The sequence below is a fragment of the Bradyrhizobium sp. SZCCHNRI1029 genome (genome assembly GCF_032487555.1).
In the GTDB taxonomy this organism is placed as follows: Bacteria; Pseudomonadota; Alphaproteobacteria; order Rhizobiales; family Xanthobacteraceae; genus Bradyrhizobium.
In genome coordinates this window covers 92,995-109,144 of record NZ_JAUEUK010000007.1, presented here as the reverse complement: position 1 = coordinate 109,144, position 16,150 = coordinate 92,995, and the positions used below count along the sequence as shown (strand labels likewise).

At 66.5% G+C, this 16,150-nt stretch carries 16 protein-coding genes; 10 read left to right on the top strand and 6 right to left on the bottom strand.

Annotated elements, in window-relative coordinates:
• Window positions 1-53: 53 nt before the first annotated feature.
• Window positions 54-1,115 (bottom strand): LacI family DNA-binding transcriptional regulator, encoded by a 1,062-nt coding sequence (locus QW861_RS20575; protein ID WP_315751400.1) that lies wholly within the window; start codon window positions 1,113-1,115, stop codon window positions 54-56.
• Window positions 1,116-1,237: 122 nt separating this feature from the next.
• On the opposite strand from QW861_RS20575, the gene QW861_RS20570 reads away from it, so the two are divergent.
• Window positions 1,238-2,539, top strand: a complete 1,302-nt coding sequence (locus tag QW861_RS20570) for a Xaa-Pro peptidase family protein (RefSeq protein ID WP_315751402.1) — start codon at window positions 1,238-1,240, stop codon at window positions 2,537-2,539.
• Between the two features lie 155 nt (window positions 2,540-2,694).
• Window positions 2,695-3,660 (top strand): NAD(P)-dependent oxidoreductase, encoded by a 966-nt coding sequence (locus QW861_RS20565; RefSeq protein WP_315751404.1) that lies wholly within the window; start codon window positions 2,695-2,697, stop codon window positions 3,658-3,660.
• A 6-nt stretch (window positions 3,661-3,666) separates the two neighbouring features.
• Here the strand turns inward: QW861_RS20565 and QW861_RS20560 are convergent, their stop codons facing one another.
• The 3 genes from QW861_RS20560 to QW861_RS20550 form a co-directional block, all read right to left on the bottom strand.
• Window positions 3,667-4,980: a tetratricopeptide repeat protein gene (locus QW861_RS20560; protein ID WP_315751406.1), complete on the bottom strand. Its 1,314-nt coding sequence runs from the start codon at window positions 4,978-4,980 to the stop codon at window positions 3,667-3,669.
• Between the two features lie 2 nt (window positions 4,981-4,982).
• The gene (locus tag QW861_RS20555; protein ID WP_315751408.1) at window positions 4,983-5,993 is read right to left on the bottom strand and encodes an aldo/keto reductase; all 1,011 of its coding nucleotides are present in this window, start codon (window positions 5,991-5,993) and stop codon (window positions 4,983-4,985) included.
• Between the two features lie 158 nt (window positions 5,994-6,151).
• Window positions 6,152-6,574: a PaaI family thioesterase gene (locus tag QW861_RS20550; protein ID WP_315716316.1), complete on the bottom strand. Its 423-nt coding sequence runs from the start codon at window positions 6,572-6,574 to the stop codon at window positions 6,152-6,154.
• An 80-nt stretch (window positions 6,575-6,654) separates the two neighbouring features.
• On the opposite strand from QW861_RS20550, the gene QW861_RS20545 reads away from it, so the two are divergent.
• Both QW861_RS20545 and QW861_RS20540 read left to right on the top strand, forming a co-directional pair.
• On the top strand, window positions 6,655-7,284 hold the full coding sequence (locus QW861_RS20545) for a CoA pyrophosphatase (RefSeq protein ID WP_315751410.1): 630 nt from the start codon (window positions 6,655-6,657) through the stop codon (window positions 7,282-7,284).
• Between the two features lie 25 nt (window positions 7,285-7,309).
• Window positions 7,310-8,491: a hypothetical protein gene (locus tag QW861_RS20540; protein ID WP_315751412.1), complete on the top strand. Its 1,182-nt coding sequence runs from the start codon at window positions 7,310-7,312 to the stop codon at window positions 8,489-8,491.
• Between the two features lie 18 nt (window positions 8,492-8,509).
• Here QW861_RS20540 and QW861_RS20535 read toward each other — a convergent pair whose 3' ends face one another.
• Window positions 8,510-8,812 carry a hypothetical protein gene (locus QW861_RS20535; RefSeq protein WP_315716313.1) on the bottom strand — a complete coding sequence of 101 codons (303 nt, stop codon included), beginning with the start codon at window positions 8,810-8,812 and terminating at the stop codon, window positions 8,510-8,512.
• A 173-nt stretch (window positions 8,813-8,985) separates the two neighbouring features.
• Between QW861_RS20535 and QW861_RS20530 the strand changes: the two genes are divergently transcribed.
• From QW861_RS20530 to QW861_RS20510, 5 genes are all read left to right on the top strand, one after another.
• Complete coding sequence (locus QW861_RS20530) at window positions 8,986-9,462, top strand: hypothetical protein (RefSeq protein ID WP_315716312.1); 477 nt, start codon at window positions 8,986-8,988, stop codon at window positions 9,460-9,462.
• Window positions 9,463-9,670: 208 nt separating this feature from the next.
• A complete protein-coding gene (locus tag QW861_RS20525; protein ID WP_315716311.1) occupies window positions 9,671-10,633 on the top strand; it encodes a TAXI family TRAP transporter solute-binding subunit in 963 nt (320 codons plus the stop codon).
• Between the two features lie 156 nt (window positions 10,634-10,789).
• Window positions 10,790-12,883 (top strand): TRAP transporter permease, encoded by a 2,094-nt coding sequence (locus QW861_RS20520; protein WP_316193486.1) that lies wholly within the window; start codon window positions 10,790-10,792, stop codon window positions 12,881-12,883.
• Window positions 12,880-13,254, top strand: coding sequence for a DUF1850 domain-containing protein (locus QW861_RS20515; RefSeq protein ID WP_315751414.1), 375 nt, complete (start codon window positions 12,880-12,882; stop codon window positions 13,252-13,254). Before QW861_RS20520 ends, QW861_RS20515 begins: the two co-directional genes overlap by 4 nt.
• A gap of 23 nt (window positions 13,255-13,277) precedes the next feature.
• On the top strand, window positions 13,278-14,078 hold the full coding sequence (locus QW861_RS20510) for an SDR family oxidoreductase (protein ID WP_315716309.1): 801 nt from the start codon (window positions 13,278-13,280) through the stop codon (window positions 14,076-14,078).
• A 147-nt stretch (window positions 14,079-14,225) separates the two neighbouring features.
• On the opposite strand, the gene QW861_RS20505 is transcribed toward QW861_RS20510, so the two are convergent.
• Window positions 14,226-14,996: a hypothetical protein gene (locus tag QW861_RS20505; RefSeq protein WP_315751416.1), complete on the bottom strand. Its 771-nt coding sequence runs from the start codon at window positions 14,994-14,996 to the stop codon at window positions 14,226-14,228.
• Window positions 14,997-15,321: 325 nt separating this feature from the next.
• Here QW861_RS20505 and QW861_RS20500 point away from each other — a divergent pair, with 325 nt between their 5' ends.
• Window positions 15,322-16,071 (top strand): tetratricopeptide repeat protein, encoded by a 750-nt coding sequence (locus QW861_RS20500; RefSeq protein WP_315716460.1) that lies wholly within the window; start codon window positions 15,322-15,324, stop codon window positions 16,069-16,071.
• Window positions 16,072-16,150 lie beyond the last annotated feature (79 nt).

Below are 16,150 nucleotides of genomic sequence, written 5' to 3'. Positions count from 1 at the left end.
GTATCCTCCCGTTGTTGCTTTGCCGCGCAGTGTAGCGATGACCCGCGGACCTGTCAGTGCTCGTATGCGATCGTCGAGCCGCGGATGATGAGCTCCGGCGCCAGGACGATGTGGTCGGTCGCTGCCTCGCGCCCGGCAAGGCGGTCGAGCAGCAGCCGCGCCGCGGCTTCCCCCATGTCGCGCTGGGCGATCCGCACCGTGGTCAGCGGCGGCGCGACCATGTCGACGAACGGCATGTCGTTGTGGCCGACCACGGAGATATCACCGGGGCAGGTCAGGCCGCGCGCGGCGATCGCGTCATAGACGCCGAGCGCCAGTAGATCATTGGCGGCGACGATTGCGGTCGGGCGCGTCCGCCGCGCGAGCAGGCGCAGCGCAGCCTCGCGACCCGCCGCCCGCGTATAGGCTTCGACGGCTTCGACCGGCGCATGGCGGGCGGACAGTCCCGCGACCCTGATGCTGGCCTCGAAGCCGGCGCGGCGGTGCGCGCCGGTCGAGACGTGCTGCGGGCCCGCGACGTGACCGATGCGGCGGTGGCCGAGCGCGACGAGATGCTGGACGGCGAGACGCATGCCGGCGGCATCGTCGCTGGCTGCCGAGGGCAGGAGTCCGGCGGCATCGACGCGATTGACCAGCACCACCGGCAGCGCCGCGTCCAGGCAGTGCTTCACGACATCGTCGCGCAAGCTCACCGTCGCCAGCACCAGACCGTCGACGCCGCGGGCAATCAGCCGGTCGACCAGATCCTGCTCCGAGCCCTTGCTGCCGACGTCGACGACGATCGTCGCATAGCCCTCGGCGTTGAGACGATCGGCGATGCCGGACAGCACGGGCGGGAAGCCGGGATCGGCGATATCGGGCGCGAGCACACCGATCAGGCCGCTGCGCCCGGTTCGCAGGCCCTTGGCGGCCATGTTCAGCCGATAGCCGAGCGCGTTGGCGGCGGCCTGGATCCGCTCCACGACATCGCCCGCCACCAGATGCTTCATGGCCGGGCTGAGCGCGCGCGACACCGTGGAGGGATGCACGTCGCAGCGCGCGGCGACGTCCTTGATCGTCGGGCGTGAGGACGCCGTTGCGCGCGGGCTCCTTGTCGATGGCGACGTCCGTTTCATCTCCGCTCCCCGATGCCGCAGCGCAACGACGTTTTGATCGCGCGGTACCTTGACACATTTTGCGTGCGTGCAATAAATCCGGCTCTGCAATCGATTGCAATAGCACAATGGGAAACGCCCACATGACAGCTAGCGCGCTGAAGCCGCATCTGGTCAGCCCGGAGCATCTCGATCCGCATTGGCGCTGGGGGCGGGCGATTCCGTCGCATGGCCATGTCTCGGTGGATTTCGAGCGCCGCGTCGATTTCGACAGGTTGCGGCGCTACCGACTGGCGCGGGCGCGCGTGGCGCTGAAGGCGTCGGGCTATGGTGCGCTGCTGCTGTTCGACGTCAACAACATTCGCTACGTGTCCGGCACCAAGATCGGCGAATGGGAGCGCGACAAGCTGTGCCGTTTCGCGCTGCTGGCCGGCGACGGCGAGCCGATCGTGTGGGATTTCGGTTCGGCAGCCGTCCACCATCGTCTGTTCTGCGACTGGCTGGCGCCGGAGAACTGCCGCGCCGGCATGCTCGGCATGCGCGGCACCGTGCCGCCGGCGGTCGGACTGATGAAGGCGCATGCCGAGGAGGTGATGAGCCTGTTGCGGTCGGCCGGCGTTGCCGACATGCCGGTCGGCGTCGACCTCGCCGAGACCGCGATGTTCTTCGAGCTGCAGAAGGCCGGCATGAAGGTGGTCGACGGCCAGCAGGTCATGCTGGACGCGCGCGAGATCAAGAACATCGACGAGATCATGCTGTTGAATCAGGCCGCGGCCATGGTCGACGGTGTCTATCATTCGATCTACGAACACCTGAAGCCGGGCGTGCGTGAGAACGACATCGTCGCGCTCGCCAACAAGATGCTCTATGAGATGGGCTCCGACGACGTCGAGGCGATCAATGCCATCTCCGGTGAGCGCTGCAATCCGCATCCGCACAATTTCACCGACCGCATCCTGCGTCCGGGCGACCAGGCGTTCTTCGACATCCTGCAGTCCTATCAGGGCTACCGGACCTGCTACTACCGCACTTTCAACGTCGGCCGCGCCACGCCGGCGCAGCACGACGCCTACAAGCAGTGCCGCGAATGGCTCGATCATGCGATCGCGCTGATCAAGCCAGGCGTCTCGACCGACACCGTCGCCAAGGTCTGGCCTAAGGCCGAGGAGTTCGGCTTTCCCTCGGAGATGGCCGCCTTCGGCCTGCAGTTCGGCCACGGCCTCGGGCTCGCGCTGCATGAGCGCCCGATCATCTCGCGGCTGGTCTCGCTGGACAATCCGATGGAGATCAAGACCGGCATGGTGTTCGCGCTCGAGACCTACTGTCCGGCGACCGACGGCTTCTCGGCCGCGCGGATCGAGGAGGAGGTCGTGGTCACCGACAAGGGCTGTCAGGTGATCACGCTGTTCCCGGCCGAGGAATTGCCGATCGCCAACCGCTATTGAGCGAACGAACGGTGCGACCAGGAGAGTGGTCTTCGTGTTTTCGTCATTGCGAGCGAAGCGAAGCAATCCAGGGCGGCAGCCGTGACTCTGGATTGCTTCGTCGCTTCGCTCCTCGCAATGACCGCATCCGTGATAAGTAGGACGAGGAGACGACAATGACCACGACGCATTCGCTCGGCTGGATCGGCATGGGGCGCATGGGCTATCCCATGGCCGAGCGCCTGCTCAAGGCCGGCCACAAGGTGTCGATCTACAATCGCACCCGCGCCAAGGCCGAGCCGCTGGCGGCGAAAGGCGGCGTGATCGTCGATCATCCCCGCGATCTCGCCGCGTGCGACATCGTGTTCACGATGGTGTCGACGGGCAAGGATCTCGAGCAGGTCTATTTCGGCGACAACGGCCTGGTGGCCGCCAGTTCCGGATCGCGTCCCCGGATCCTGGTGGACTGCTCCTCGATCGGCATCGAGCAGTCGGAGGCGATCGCCGCCAGGCTCGTTCGACTGGGCTGTGAGTTCGTGCGCGCGCCGGTGTCCGGCAACGGCAAATGCGTCAAGGCCGGCAAGCTGTCGTCGGTGGTCTCCGGCCCCAAGGCCGCATTCGAGGTCATCGCACCGTATCTGGCGAAGATCGCCGTCTCCGGCGTGTCCTATGTCGGCGAGGGCGAGCTCGCGCGCATCTGCAAGATCGCGCACAACGTCTTCCTCGGCGTCGTGATCCAGAACCTCGCCGAGATCACCATCCTGGCGCAGAAGGCCGGCGTGCCGCGCCATGCCTTCCTGAACTTCATGAACGCCAGCGTCATGGGCTCGACTTTCACGAAGTACAAGAGCAACGCGCTGGTCAATCTCGACTGGACCACAACCTTCACGCCGCCGCTGCTGCGCAAGGATCTCGATCTCGGCCTGTCGGCAGCGCGCCAGCTCGACGTCGCGATGCCGGTGACGGCCGCGACGCGCGAGGCATTGCAGGCCCATGTCGGCGCGGCCTCGCTCCAGGTCGATCCCGCCGCTTATCTGGAGAAGGATTTCGCGGCGCTGCTGGAGACCGTGGCGCTCGCGGCGGGTCTCAAGCTGCAGCCCGAGAATGTGCCGATGCCGACCGGGCTGGAGACCGAGGGATAATCCGGCTCACCTCGCGGTGAGCGCCCGCCAGCGTGTGTCGCGCGCGGAGGGGCGGCGGTGCAGGCGGGCATCGAGCAGGTCTCGTGCCTGGGCCAGCGCGCCGCTGCGGATCAGCGCCAGGATGTAGGTGTCCTCGATCACCTCGCGCTGGGCGTGGCTGCCGCCGATGCGGGGGAGATCGCCGATGACGGGCGCAAGCTCGCGCGCGCATCCGCGCCAATTGTCATCGGCGAACGCACGCAGCGCCCGCAACATGTGCGGCACGATGCGCCCGGCCGGCAGCCTGCCCTCGGCCTGCCGCCGCTCGATCGCGGCAAGGCGTCCCTTGAGCGCGGCGCTGTCATGCGTTGCTGCCGCGATCATCACCAGATGCATCTCGGCGAAGGCGAGGGTCGAGCCCGTGAAGCGCGTGCTCGCATAGGCCGCCGTATCGGCCCATGCGTTGGGCGGCACCGGTTGCTCGTCAGCCATCAGCCGCCACAGCAGCGAGGCGCAGTCGGACAGGGTGTTGAGCGGCGGCGCCGAGTCCATCGTCGGCACCAGCACGTCGGTATAGACCGCCCGCGCCTTGTCGGCATCGCCCCGGTCCAGCGCGCCGAGCGCCTGGTGCCAGCAGATATGGCCATGCAGCATTCCCGTGCGGTCATAGTCGCCGATCCACCCCTCGACGAGCGCATCGGCCTCGTCCACCGCGCCTTCCTCGAACATCGCATGCAGCAGCGCATGCACGGCATAGGCGTTGTGCCGGCGCAGCGCGAAGCTGCGCTCGGTGACGGCGCGGCCCTTCGCCAACTCGCCGGACTCGGTCAGGGCCCAGCCATGGTTGGACATGAACCACCAGTCCTCGCCATAATCAGCGGCGAAGCGGTCGCAGAGGTCGCGGCGAGCGGCATCGTGATCGGCGCGGCCGGAGAAGGCGAGCAGGCCGAAAGCGCCGAGCGGGAGCGCCATGATCATGGCGTCCCGCGGCCAGTTCGCCAGATGCGCCAGGGTCGATGTCAGCGCGTCAGTGCCGCGTCCCTCGATGGCGAGCACCAGGGTCGCGACATGGCTCTGCTCGCGCGGGGTGCCGCGCTTGGCAGTGAGATCGCGGGCGCGTGCGATGGTCTGGAGCGCCGCCTCGCGCTGCATGTAGATCGCGTGGATGCGAGCACGCGCCGCGTGCGCCAGCGCGAACTCCGGATCGAGCATGATCGCCCGCTCGAACGCGTCAATGGCCCCGGGCCAGAATGCGAGCAGCAGATCCATGCCCTCGCGATAGGCTGCGGCCGCGTCAGTGGAGGCGGTCGAGAGTGGCAGGCCGTAGCGATCCTCCTCCATCTTTAGCCCACCCGCGGCCTGCGGCCCTCGATCGGGTAGGCCGGATCGTTGTAGCCGGGCGTCGAGGCGTGACCGGTCACGACCAGCCGGTCGATCAGCGCCTCGTCGTCGGCGGCAAAGGGATAGTCGAGCGCGCGGATGTAGTCGTCCCATTGCGCCTCGGTGCGCGGACCCGCGATCACGGAGCTGATGAAGGCGGAGTTGAGCACCCAGGACACGGCGAACTGTCCCGGCGTGAAGCCCTTCGTCTCGGCGTGACGCTTGATCTCCTGCGCCAGCTTCAACGATTCGGGCCGCCACTCGGTCTGCATCATTCGCGTATCGTTGCGGCCGGCGCGGGTGTCCGTGTCCGGCGGCGCATCGGGGCTGTACTTTCCGGTGAGCACGCCGCGCGCCAGCGGGCTGTAGGGCACGACGCCGAGGCCGTAATAGCCGCAGGCCGGCAGGTGCTCGACCTCCGGCATCCGGTTCATCGCATTGTAGTACGGCTGGCTGACGACAGGGCGGTCGATGCCGATGGCGTCGCAGAGATTGCAGATCTCGGCGAGCCGCCAGGCGCGGTAGTTGGAGACGCCGAAATAGCGGATCTTGCCGGCACGCATGAGATCGCCGATCGCGCGCACGGTCTCCTCGAGCGGTGTCGCGTGATCTTCCTTGTGCAGGTAGTAGATGTCGATGTGCCCGGTGCCGAGCCGCCGCAGGCTTTCGTCCGCGGCCTGCAGCACCCAGCGCCGCGACAGGCCGGCGCGGTTGGGATCGTCGCCCATCGGATTGGCGAGCTTGGTGGCGACGATCCAGCGGTCGCGCTCGCGCGCGATGGCGCGGCCGACCACCTCTTCCGAGACGCCTTTATTGTAGGCATCCGCGGTGTCGATGAAGTTGATGCCGGCGTCGCGCGCTTTGGCGATGATGCGGGCGGATGCCGGCTCGTCGGTGGGACCGCCGAACATCATCGTGCCCAGGCAGATCGGCGACACTTTCAGGCCGGAACGGCCGAGCTGGCGATAGTCCATTGATGCCTCATTCTTGCCACACGCGCGCATGGGTTTGATAGGACGATAAACCCATCAACGCGTCATTGCGAGCGCAGCGAAGCAATCCAGAGTCCTTTCCGCCACCCTGGATTGCTTCGTCGCTGCGCTCCTCGCAATGACGGCGGAGCGAGTGACCCCTATTCGCTCTTCAAGATCTTGAACACGCCCGAGGCCATCGCGATCACGCGAGGTCCGGCCGTGACCTCGGTGGTGATGAACACCAGGCTGCGGGTGATCCGCACCACATGCGGCCGCGACACCAGGGTCTCGCCGATCTTGCCGGACTCGACGAAATGCGTGTCGAACTGGATCGTCGCCATGTGCTCCTTGCCTGCGGCGTAGCGGGCCGTCATGCCGCAACTGCGGTCGGCCAGCGTCATGATCACGCCGCCCTGGACCAGGCCGCGGCGGTTGTGGTGCTTGTCCTCGGTGACGATGGCGTACTCGTGGACACCGCCGACGACCCGCTGCCACAGCGGGCCGATCAGATGCAGGAAACCGGAGGTGTCGACGATCTCCCAGCCGTCGGACGTCATCCTGGCCGCGGCCGATTTCGTCATCGCTGAAGACCCTTCCCGTTGTGGCCCGAGCCGGCCTGGAGGTCGTTTCATCTGTCGCCGGCCTGGTGTAGTCAAGCTGCATGCCGATGCCGTTCGACGATGCCACCAGGCGGAAAATCGCAAGCTGCTGCGCGGGCTTCGTGCGGTTGGAGGCGACTGCGGCGGCGGCCTCGCTGAAGCGCGCGGCGGTGGTGATCGCGCTGGCCCCCCACCACGAGACCGGCAACACGGCGCTGCTGCTCACTCTGCGTGCCGCAGGGCTGCGCAGCCATGGCGGGCAATGGGCGCTGCCGGGCGGACGCTGCGACGCCGGCGAAACGACGGTCGAGGCCGCCCTGCGCGAGCTCGCAGAGGAGCTCGGGCTGATCCTGGCGCCGGATGCGGTGCTGGGCCTGCTCGACGACTACCCGACACGGTCGGGCTATCTGATTACCCCGGTCGTGGTATGGGCGGGCGATGGCCGCACGCTGCGGCCGAATCCGGACGAGGTCTCCTCGGTGCACCGGATCGGCCTGGATGCGATCACGGCGGATGACGCGTTCGACTTCACCGTGATCCCAGAGAGCACGCGGCGCGTGATCCGCTTTCACGCCCGCGAGGGCCTCATTCACGCGCCCACCGCAGCGCTGATCTATCAGTTCCGCGAGGTGCTGTCCGGCCGCGACACCCGGGTGCATGAGCTGGAACAGCCGGTGTTTGCCTGGAAGTAGCCGCCGTTTCGGCTACAAGGGCGGCATGCTTCATCAGCCGATTCGCACGCTTGTCCTGATTCTCGCCTGCGCGGTCGCGGGCGCACCGCCATTGCTGGCCGTGGAACCCGCGCCAGTCGCAGCTCCGCGCGATGCCTTGGCCCAGATGGCCTCGCCCGCCGCGATCGCGGAGTACCAACGCAGGCTCGCCGAATATCAGCAGGCGCGGGCGGTGTTCGACCAGGAGGCGGGCGCCTACTGGAAGGCGATCTCGAATAAGCGCCGCATCCGCAACGCCAAGCGCCGCGACCGCCAGCCGATCGGGCTCGACGACTACGTGCTGGAGCAGCCGCCGGTCTACACCGGGCCGAAGCGGCCGGTGAACCCCGAGCCGGAACCTGAGGGCGAGCCGCGCGAGCGCAAATATATCCCCGTGGTCGCCGACCTCGTGAAGGCGGCGCAGGAGCATTTCCAATGGTCGCCGCAGCGCCCCGCCAACGACATCGATTTCAAGCGCGCCTATGCGCGCTTCGCCGCGGCGTCGGGACTGACGCGCGAGCAGGCGGTGCGCGTCTATGCCTTCGAGACCGGCGGCAACGGCAAGCACGACTCGCAATCGGGCTTCAAGGGCAACCGCGCGATCTCGACCGCGATCGGCTACAATCAGCTCTTGACCACCAACAGCGTCGAGCTGCTGGCCGAGCAGGGCCCGCTGTTCATCCGCCTGCTCGGCGAACGCGTGGCCCGGACGTCCGGCCCGGCACGCGGCGCGATGGAGCACAAGCTCGCGGTCCTGAAGAAGATGGTCGCGATCGCGCGCTCCGTGCCGGACGACTGGTCGGCGCATGAGAAGATCGGCAACACGCCGCAAGGCTGGGCCATGCATGCGATGGTGCTCGACATCGACGTCGGGCCGATGCTGCAGACCCACAAGCTCTTGACCTCGGTGCTGTTCGCACGCGCCAAGGGCTACACGCGGCCGCTTTCGGCCGCCGAGCTCGAGATGATGAATCTCACCGGCGACGGCACGGGCTTCGACATGGTGACGATGCCGCTCGAGATGCGCGATCAGGTTCCGACCGCCAACTTCTTCCAGCGCGGCGGCTACGAGCGCAATCCGGTCGCCGTTCGCCACAACACCGTGGCGAAGCTGCTTGCGGTGACGGATTCCAGGATGGACTCGCTCAGCAGCCTGCCCGGCGCCAAGGAGCTGGCGGCCGCGTTCTGAGGCTGCGCTCGCTCGCCCTTACTCATCCGCGCCGAACGAGAAGCTGCCGTCGCCGTCGAGATAGGGGGCCGTCCGCATGTAGAGCTGACCGTTCTGGCCGACGAAGAACAGCGTGCCCTTCGGTACCTTCTTGGCGCCCTTGAGCAGCATGTCGGCGTTCTTGGTGCCCATCTTGTAGGCGAGCGTCCGGCCATCCTTGCCATAGGCGTAGCCCATGTCGGGCTTCAGCTCCCACGGCTCCGGTGGTGCCGCGCGCACCGCGCTGGTCAGTGCACCCAGCGCACCGAGGGCGATCAGGGCTTTCAGAACCAAGCTCTTCATGTCCTCCTCCAATCGATGTCGTCTCGAACAAATCACGAACGCTGACGCGACGTCAACGTCGCCCCGTCGCAGTGCAGTGATCGTTGGGCGGATTTTCCATTCGCCGATCTCGCGATTATCCTGCAGCGTGGTTTAGAAACATAGGCCAAGAAAACAATTTGGGGATGATTCGGATGAGCCTTGTCACGAAGATCGGTTGGGTTGCGGCGTTGTCGCTGGTGACGTTGGCATCCGCCCGGGCCGACGACTTCAAGCTGTCCAACAACCAGCGCATCGCCTGCAGCCGCGGTCTCTCCGCCGGCAAGCTCAATACGGCCGTCTGCAAGTCCTACGCCTACCTCTTCAACGTGAAGACCTCGGAATATTTCCGCTGCCAGGTCTCACTGTCGCTGACCCGGGACAACAAGGAAGTCATCAACGTCCAGACCGACGGCGGCTGCACCAGGAAGCCGCGCGTGTTCGACACCGATTCCAAATATGAGTTCGACGCCACCGAGACCGAGCCGGCGAACACCAACTCCTTCTTCGGCAATGGCGGCTATTCGATCTGGGTGGCGGATACGACCCAGCAGAAGGTGCGCGGCTGCATGACGATCTCGTCCGGGCTCGGCTCGGACATCTCCAAGTGCCTCGACATGACGTTCCAGTGACCGGCGGCCTTGCGAGCGAGGCGGCCCGCTCCTCTGGGCTGCACCTGCGGTTCAAGCTGGTGGTGCTGTCAATGTAAGATTGAACGCGGGGCGCATCGGTCCCGGCCTCGCGCCGTGGGAGCGGGAGAGGCTGGTGCGCCAGTCTTTCGGATGGGTTGACCCCGCGCCCGCAGCCGTCCAATTTGCGGCAAAATCAATGGGAGGATCCATGCGCTTCTCGAAAATCTCTGGCACTGCAACCGGTTTCATTCTGGCAGCCGCCTGTCTGCTCGCGGCGCCAGCGGCGCAGGCCCAGAGCTTCATCAACGTGCTCACCGGCGGCACGTCGGGCGTCTACTATCCGCTCGGTGTCGCGATCGGGAAGATCTACGGCGACAAGATCCCCAATGTGAAAACCCAGGTGCAGGCGACCAAGGCCTCCGTCGAGAACCTGATCCTGCTGCAGCAGGGCCGCGGCGAGCTCGCCTTCGCGCTCGGCGACTCCCTGAAGGCCGCCTGGAACGGCGAGGAGGAGGCCGGTTTCAAGACCAAGCTGGACAAGCTGCGCACGATCGGCGCGATCTATCCGAACTACATCCAGATCGTCGCGACGGCCGAGTCCGGCATCAAGACGCTGGCGGATCTCAAGGGCAAGAGTCTGTCGGTCGGCGCGCCGAAGTCCGGCACCGAGCTCAACTCGCGCGCGATCCTCGCCGCCGCCGGCATGAGCTACAAGGATCTCGGCAAGGTGGAGTATCTGCCGTTCGCCGAATCGGTCGACCTGATGAAGAACCGGCAGCTCGGTGCCACCTTGCAGTCGGCTGGCCTTGGCGTCGCATCGTTGAAGGATCTATCGACCTCGTCGCCGATCACCGTGGTGTCGGTGCCGAAGGAGGTCGTCGACAAGATCGGGCCCCCGTTCGTCGCGGCGACCATCCCGGCCAACACCTATACCGGCCAGGACAAGGACGTGCCCACCGCGGCCGTGATCAACTATCTCGTCACCAGCTCGGCGGTATCCGACGATCTCGCCTATCAGATGACCAAGCTGATCTTCGAGTCGCTGCCGGAGCTCGCCAATGCGCACGCCGCCGGCAAGGAGATCAAGCTGGAGACGGCGGCGCAGGACAGCCCGGTGCCGCTGCACCCCGGCGCGATCCGCTACTACAAGGAAAAGGGCATCCTGAAATAAGGACGCTGCTCGCCCGGCCTGCCTTGTAGGCCGGATCATTCGCAACCGGCTGCGTGGGAAACATTCCGCGCAGTCTTGTCGTTCAGGTGATTGCGGCCATGGTCAGCAGCGCCTGATGGGCGCGTTGGGGGGATCATGACGATCGAAGCCGTGAACATGGAAACGCCGGTCAAGGTCGAGTTCGACAATTTCGAGCACGGCTTTCCGGAAGGCTTCGGCCCCGGCCGCTGGGGCTATCTCGCCTACGGCATCGGGCTCGCCTTTGCGATATTCCAGCTCTACGTCGCCGCCTTCAACTATCTGCCGAGCCAGGTCGTGCGCGGCGTCCATGTCGGCTTCCTACTGCTGCTGACCTTCGGCCTGATCGGCAACTTCACCGCCAGGACCGACGCCGGGCGCATCGCGGGCTGGACCATCGGCGCCATCGGCTTCCTGTGCGGCCTCTATCAGTGGATTTTCTATGCCGACCTGATCGCGCGCGACGGCGATCCGACGCGCACCGATCTCGTGGTCGGAACCCTGCTGGCGGTACTGATCTTCGAGGGCACGCGCCGGCTGATGGGGCTCGCGCTGCCGCTGATGTGCGGCGCCTGCCTGTTGTACTGGTTCTTCGGCCAGTATCTGCCGGCGCCGCTCAACCATCGCGGCTATGATTTCGATCAGGTGATTACACACCTCTCCTTCGGCACCGAGGGCTTCTACGGCGTGCCGATCTACGTCTCGGCGACCTACATCTTCCTGTTCATCCTGTTCGGCTCGTTCCTCGAGCATGCCGGCATGATCCAGCTGTTCACCGACGTCTCGCTCGGCCTGTTCGGTCGCACCCGCGGCGGTCCTGCCAAGGTCGCGGTGTTCGCCTCCGGCATGATGGGCACGATCTCCGGCTCGGGCGTCGCCAATGTCGTCACTGTCGGCCAGTTCACGATTCCGCTGATGATCCGGTTCGGCTACCGCCGCGCCTTTGCGGCCGGCGTCGAAGCCACCGCGTCGATGGGCGGACAGATCATGCCGCCCGTGATGGGCGCGGTCGCCTTCATCATGGCCGAAACCCTGGGCGTCGACTACTCGGTGATCGTCAAGGCGGCGGTCGTTCCAGCCATTCTCTATTTCGCCTCGGCGTTCTGGATGGTGCATCTGGAGGCCGGCAAGCACGGCCTGACCGGCATGAAGCCGTCGGAGATCCCGAGCGCCTGGAAGGCGCTGGTGGCGCGCTGGTATCTCGTGCTGCCGCTCGCCGCGCTGGTCTACATGCTGTTCGAGGGTTTCACGCCGCTGTATGCGGGCTCGATGGGACTCGCGCTGACGGTGGCGCTGATCCTGGGCACCTCGATCACCATGGGCTTCTCCAACCAGGTGCTGCGCTACGTCTTCTGGATCGGGCTCGCGCTCGTCGTCGGCGCGCTGTCGCGCAACGGCCTGCAGATCATTCCCGTCGCCTCCGTCGTCGTTGCGCTCATCGTCATCACCGGCTTCGTGCGCGGCGGAATGGGCACCTTGCACGCCTGCCGCGATTCCCTGGCTGAAAGTGCGAAGTCGGCGCTGACCGTCGGCATGGCCTGCGCCATCGTCGGCGTCATCATCGGCATGATGACGCAGACCGGCGTCGGCTCGATCTTCGGAAGCTGGGTGATCGGCCTCGGCAAGACCAGCCTGTTCGCGGCGCTGATCATGACCATGCTGCTGTCGATCCTGCTCGGCACCGGCATCCCGACCATCCCGACCTACATCATCACCGCGGCACTGGCGGCCCCCGCGCTCGCCAAGCTGGGCGTGCCCCTGATCGCGAGCCACATGTTCGCGTTCTACTACGGCATCATGGCCGACCTTTCGCCGCCGGTCGCGCTGGCCGCGCTGGCGGCCGCCCCGATCGCCAAGGAGAATCCCGACAAGATCGGCTGGGAGGCGATGCGGATCGCGCTCGCCGGCTACGTCATTCCGTTCCTGTTCGTCTACTCGCCCGCGCTGATGCTGCAGCCGGGTGACCCGATGGAGGCGCAACTCGGCTTCATCGGCGCGGTGGCGTATGCTTCCGTCAAGGCGCTGATCTCGATCGGCCTGTTCGGCATGGTGGCGATCGGCTTCCTGTACGTGCGCATGACCCTGGTCGAGCGCCTGCTGGCGTTTGTCGCGTCCGTCTGCCTACTCGGCGAATTTCCCTACAGTGACGTGCTGGGATTTGCCCTGGCGGTGGTGATCGTGGCGTGGCAGTGGCGGCAGCGGCCGCCGGCTGCCGTGGCGGCCTCCGCTTGAGCCTCTGCCTCGCCTCATCAGGTGTGGTGAAGGCGCTGACCCTCGCCGGCTTCACCTTGGCCTGGACCCACTCGGTCGAGAGGACCGCGTGGCAGGAGGACTGGCGCGTCACGTCTGACGGTCTCGAACTGGTGCAGGCGCGCGTCAAGGGCTCGGGCGCGGGCATGGAGCCGCCGCCGGAGGCGCGGCTGGTCGACGGCTGGTTCCAGTGGCAGACCCAGCGGGGGCCGCTGTCGCGGATCGTGCTCGCCAATTCCGGCGCGGCCGGCGAGTGGCGCATCTGCGCGGACGGGCAATGCCGGACGCTGTCGGACATCTTCGGCCATGACATCGGCGCAGCGACCATCACGATGAGCGCCTGTACCGAATAACGAATAAGCGACGGGAGAACGCGATGGATCGTCTCAGGGGCAAGGTGGCGCTGGTGGTCGGTGCGGGCTCGATCGGGCCGGGCTGGGGCAACGGCAAGGCCACGGCCGTGACCTTTGCGCGACAGGGCGCCAAGGTGTTCTGCGTCGACCGCAACAAGGACGCCGCCGCGGAGACCGCCTCGATCATTTCAGGCGAAGGCGGGCAGGCCGAGGCGTTCACCGCCGACGTCTCGAAGGCCGTCGAGGTCGAGGCGATGGTGAAGGCCTGTGTGGCGGCCTATGGCCGCATCGACGTGCTCGACAACAATGTCGGCATCGCCGAGATGGGCAGCGTCGTCGATGTCGAGGAGGCCGAGTGGGATCGCGTGTTCGCGGTCAACCTCAAGAGCGCCTATCTCGCCATGAAGCACGTCATTCCGGTGATGATCGGGCAGGGCGGCGGCTCCATCATCAACATCTCTTCTGTCGCCTCGATCCGCCAGGTCGGGATCTCCTATGTCAGCTATGGCGCCAGCAAGGCGGCGATGAACCAGATGACGCGCACGACCGCGGTCGAGTTCGCGCCGAAGCACGTCCGCGTCAATGCGATCCTGCCCGGGCTCATGAAGACGCCGATGGTCGAGCACTCAGCGGGGCTGGCCGCGAGCTACGCCAAGGGCGATGTCGAGGAGATGTGGCGCAAGCGTGATGCGCAGGTGCCGATGGGGCACATGGGCGACGCCTTCGACGTCGCCAATGCCGCCTTGTTCCTCGCCTCCGACGAGTCGCGCTATGTCACCGGCACCATGCTGGTGGTGGATGGCGGGCTGACCTGCCGGAGTTAGGTCTCGCCGCGCGCGTCATTGCGAGCAACGCGATGTGTCCGCCGTCGCTCGAAGAGCGAAGGCGGAAGTCTCCAGGAAGCCCTGGATTGCTTCGTCGCCTTCGGCTCCTCGCAATGACGCGTGTTACAGGGGAGATCAGCGCTGCGGCTATTGCGCCATCGCCAGCATGCCGCCTGCAATCGCATGCCACGTCGAGGTCATGCTGATCGGCCAGTTCAGGAGCTTCACGGCGATCAGCGCCAGCCCGCCATAGACGTAGACCGGGTGGACGCGTCCGAACGTGCGGCGGTCGTGGACGATCGCGACGACGAGCAGCAGGTAGGCGACGAAGGCCGGTGGGATCGTCACGAACACCGGCGGCGGGCCGAGCGGGCCGGGCGGCGCCAGGAATGTCAGGAACCAGCGCGCCACGGCGGCGTCGAGCAGCGAGATGCCGGCGAGCAGCATCAGCCGCTTGTGCGTTTCCGGCCGGCTTAGATGGACAACCGCGAGCGCAAAGACCACGGCGAAGAAGGCGATGCCGCTGAGGGGCACGATGGCAAAGGCGATGCCCTCGTTGGCCTGACCCATCGCCGCGGAGCGCTTCATCGCCTCGATGGCAACGAGGAAGCCAAAGATCGTCATCGCCGTGGCGAGCGATACGCCGAAGATGCCGAGCGAGCGGTGCCGCGCCGTGCGTCCGGATGCGGCAAGCCAGCTCTGCAGCGCGAAATACAGAGTCCAGGCGAAGAACAGGAAGCCGTGGAAATGAATCACGGGCGCGCCGGAGAATGAGCGGCGGGCCAGTGGCAGCCAGTAGGTCGGTGCGAAGCCGATGATCGCAATGGCCATGCAGGCCAGAGCCATGTTGAAATAGAAATAGCGCGCAGGGGACGCAACGACGCCGCGTGCGCGCGAATTGTCGGTCAGAATAGTCATGCGGTTGTGTCTGCGGGGACCGCAACAGGTTCAAATGGCGACCGAGGACGTCGCCGGGGTGCGCATCCACAACATCTTGAGGGGAATGCGCGGCACGATCACGCGCATTTCAGTCGAGGCCGCAATCCACTCGCGAGCTCCCGTTCGCAAAGGTCGCCTTCTCCCGGAAAGGGACTGTCGCACCGCTGCTGCCGCTGTATAGTTGAAGTGCCGCGGCGGCGATTGCGCCCCCCGCGCGCCGTGCCGGATCGCCCACGACCTGAGAGAGCCATCTGCCTTGACCGCATCCGTCTCCTCGTGGGCTGCTGCCGATCGCCGGGATGGGGTGCTGCGCCTGGCCGCGCTGGTCACGCTCGGATGGCTGGTCTCGACCCAGGCCCATGCGGTCGGCGCGGCCGAGCCCGGCAAGGAGCCGGCGGTGGATGCCGGTGCCTGCATCGCGGCCTCGGAGGCGCACGATGGCGACAAGGTGCTCACCGAATGCGGCGCCGTGATCGACAATCCCAAGGCCGCGAGGGTCGATCGCATCAACGCACTGATCGCGCGCGCCTCGATCTTCATCACCAGGGGTGAGATCGATCGCGCCATCGCCGATTACGGCGTGACCTTGCAGCTCGACCCGACCCTCGCCAGCATCTTCAACGCGCGCGGCGAACTGCATCGCAAGAAGGGCGACCGTCCGAAGGCGCTGGCCGATTTCGCCGCGGCGCTGCGGCTCAATCCGGATCACGCCAGCGCCCGCAGCAACTACCACGCACTCGCTGTGGAGCTCGAGCGCCTGGGCGCGCAGATGGCCGTCGCGGGGCGGCCGAGCTTCAATTGCGCCACGGCGCGTCGCGCCGTGGAGAAGGCGATCTGCGCCGATCCGGAGCTCGCCAATCTCGATCGCGAGATCGACGGCGCGCAGGCCCGCGTCGTTCGCGAGGCGGCCGGCCCCGCCGCAGCCCGCGCCCTGCAGCGCGAGCAGGACGCGTTCATCGCGCGGCGCAACGCCGGCTTTGGCAAGCCCGGCTACGATCTCAAGAAGGCGATGGAGGACCGCCTGCGGCGGCTGAACGGCGTCGACGGCTATTAACCATCGGCGTGGCCGCTTGAACCGGGTTCCGGCCGGAGACGACAACGGGGGAGATCAGCGTCTCACCCGCAACAGTCGA

Bases quoted from the DNA above. Each gene is read 5' to 3' on its own strand.
- QW861_RS20575 (WP_315751400.1), bottom strand. From the start codon at position 1,115: ATGAAACGGACGTCGCCATCGACAAGGAGCCCGCGCGCAACGGCGTCC.
- QW861_RS20570 (WP_315751402.1), top strand. From the start codon at position 1,238: ATGACAGCTAGCGCGCTGAAGCCGCATCTGGTCAGCCCGGAGCATCTC.
- QW861_RS20565 (WP_315751404.1), top strand. From the start codon at position 2,695: ATGACCACGACGCATTCGCTCGGCTGGATCGGCATGGGGCGCATGGGC.
- QW861_RS20560 (WP_315751406.1), bottom strand. From the start codon at position 4,980: ATGGAGGAGGATCGCTACGGCCTGCCACTCTCGACCGCCTCCACTGAC.
- QW861_RS20555 (WP_315751408.1), bottom strand. From the start codon at position 5,993: ATGGACTATCGCCAGCTCGGCCGTTCCGGCCTGAAAGTGTCGCCGATC.
- QW861_RS20550 (WP_315716316.1), bottom strand. From the start codon at position 6,574: ATGACGAAATCGGCCGCGGCCAGGATGACGTCCGACGGCTGGGAGATC.
- QW861_RS20545 (WP_315751410.1), top strand. From the start codon at position 6,655: ATGCCGATGCCGTTCGACGATGCCACCAGGCGGAAAATCGCAAGCTGC.
- QW861_RS20540 (WP_315751412.1), top strand. From the start codon at position 7,310: ATGCTTCATCAGCCGATTCGCACGCTTGTCCTGATTCTCGCCTGCGCG.
- QW861_RS20535 (WP_315716313.1), bottom strand. From the start codon at position 8,812: ATGAAGAGCTTGGTTCTGAAAGCCCTGATCGCCCTCGGTGCGCTGGGT.
- QW861_RS20530 (WP_315716312.1), top strand. From the start codon at position 8,986: ATGAGCCTTGTCACGAAGATCGGTTGGGTTGCGGCGTTGTCGCTGGTG.
- QW861_RS20525 (WP_315716311.1), top strand. From the start codon at position 9,671: ATGCGCTTCTCGAAAATCTCTGGCACTGCAACCGGTTTCATTCTGGCA.
- QW861_RS20520 (WP_316193486.1), top strand. From the start codon at position 10,790: ATGGAAACGCCGGTCAAGGTCGAGTTCGACAATTTCGAGCACGGCTTT.
- QW861_RS20510 (WP_315716309.1), top strand. From the start codon at position 13,278: ATGGATCGTCTCAGGGGCAAGGTGGCGCTGGTGGTCGGTGCGGGCTCG.
- QW861_RS20505 (WP_315751416.1), bottom strand. From the start codon at position 14,996: ATGACTATTCTGACCGACAATTCGCGCGCACGCGGCGTCGTTGCGTCC.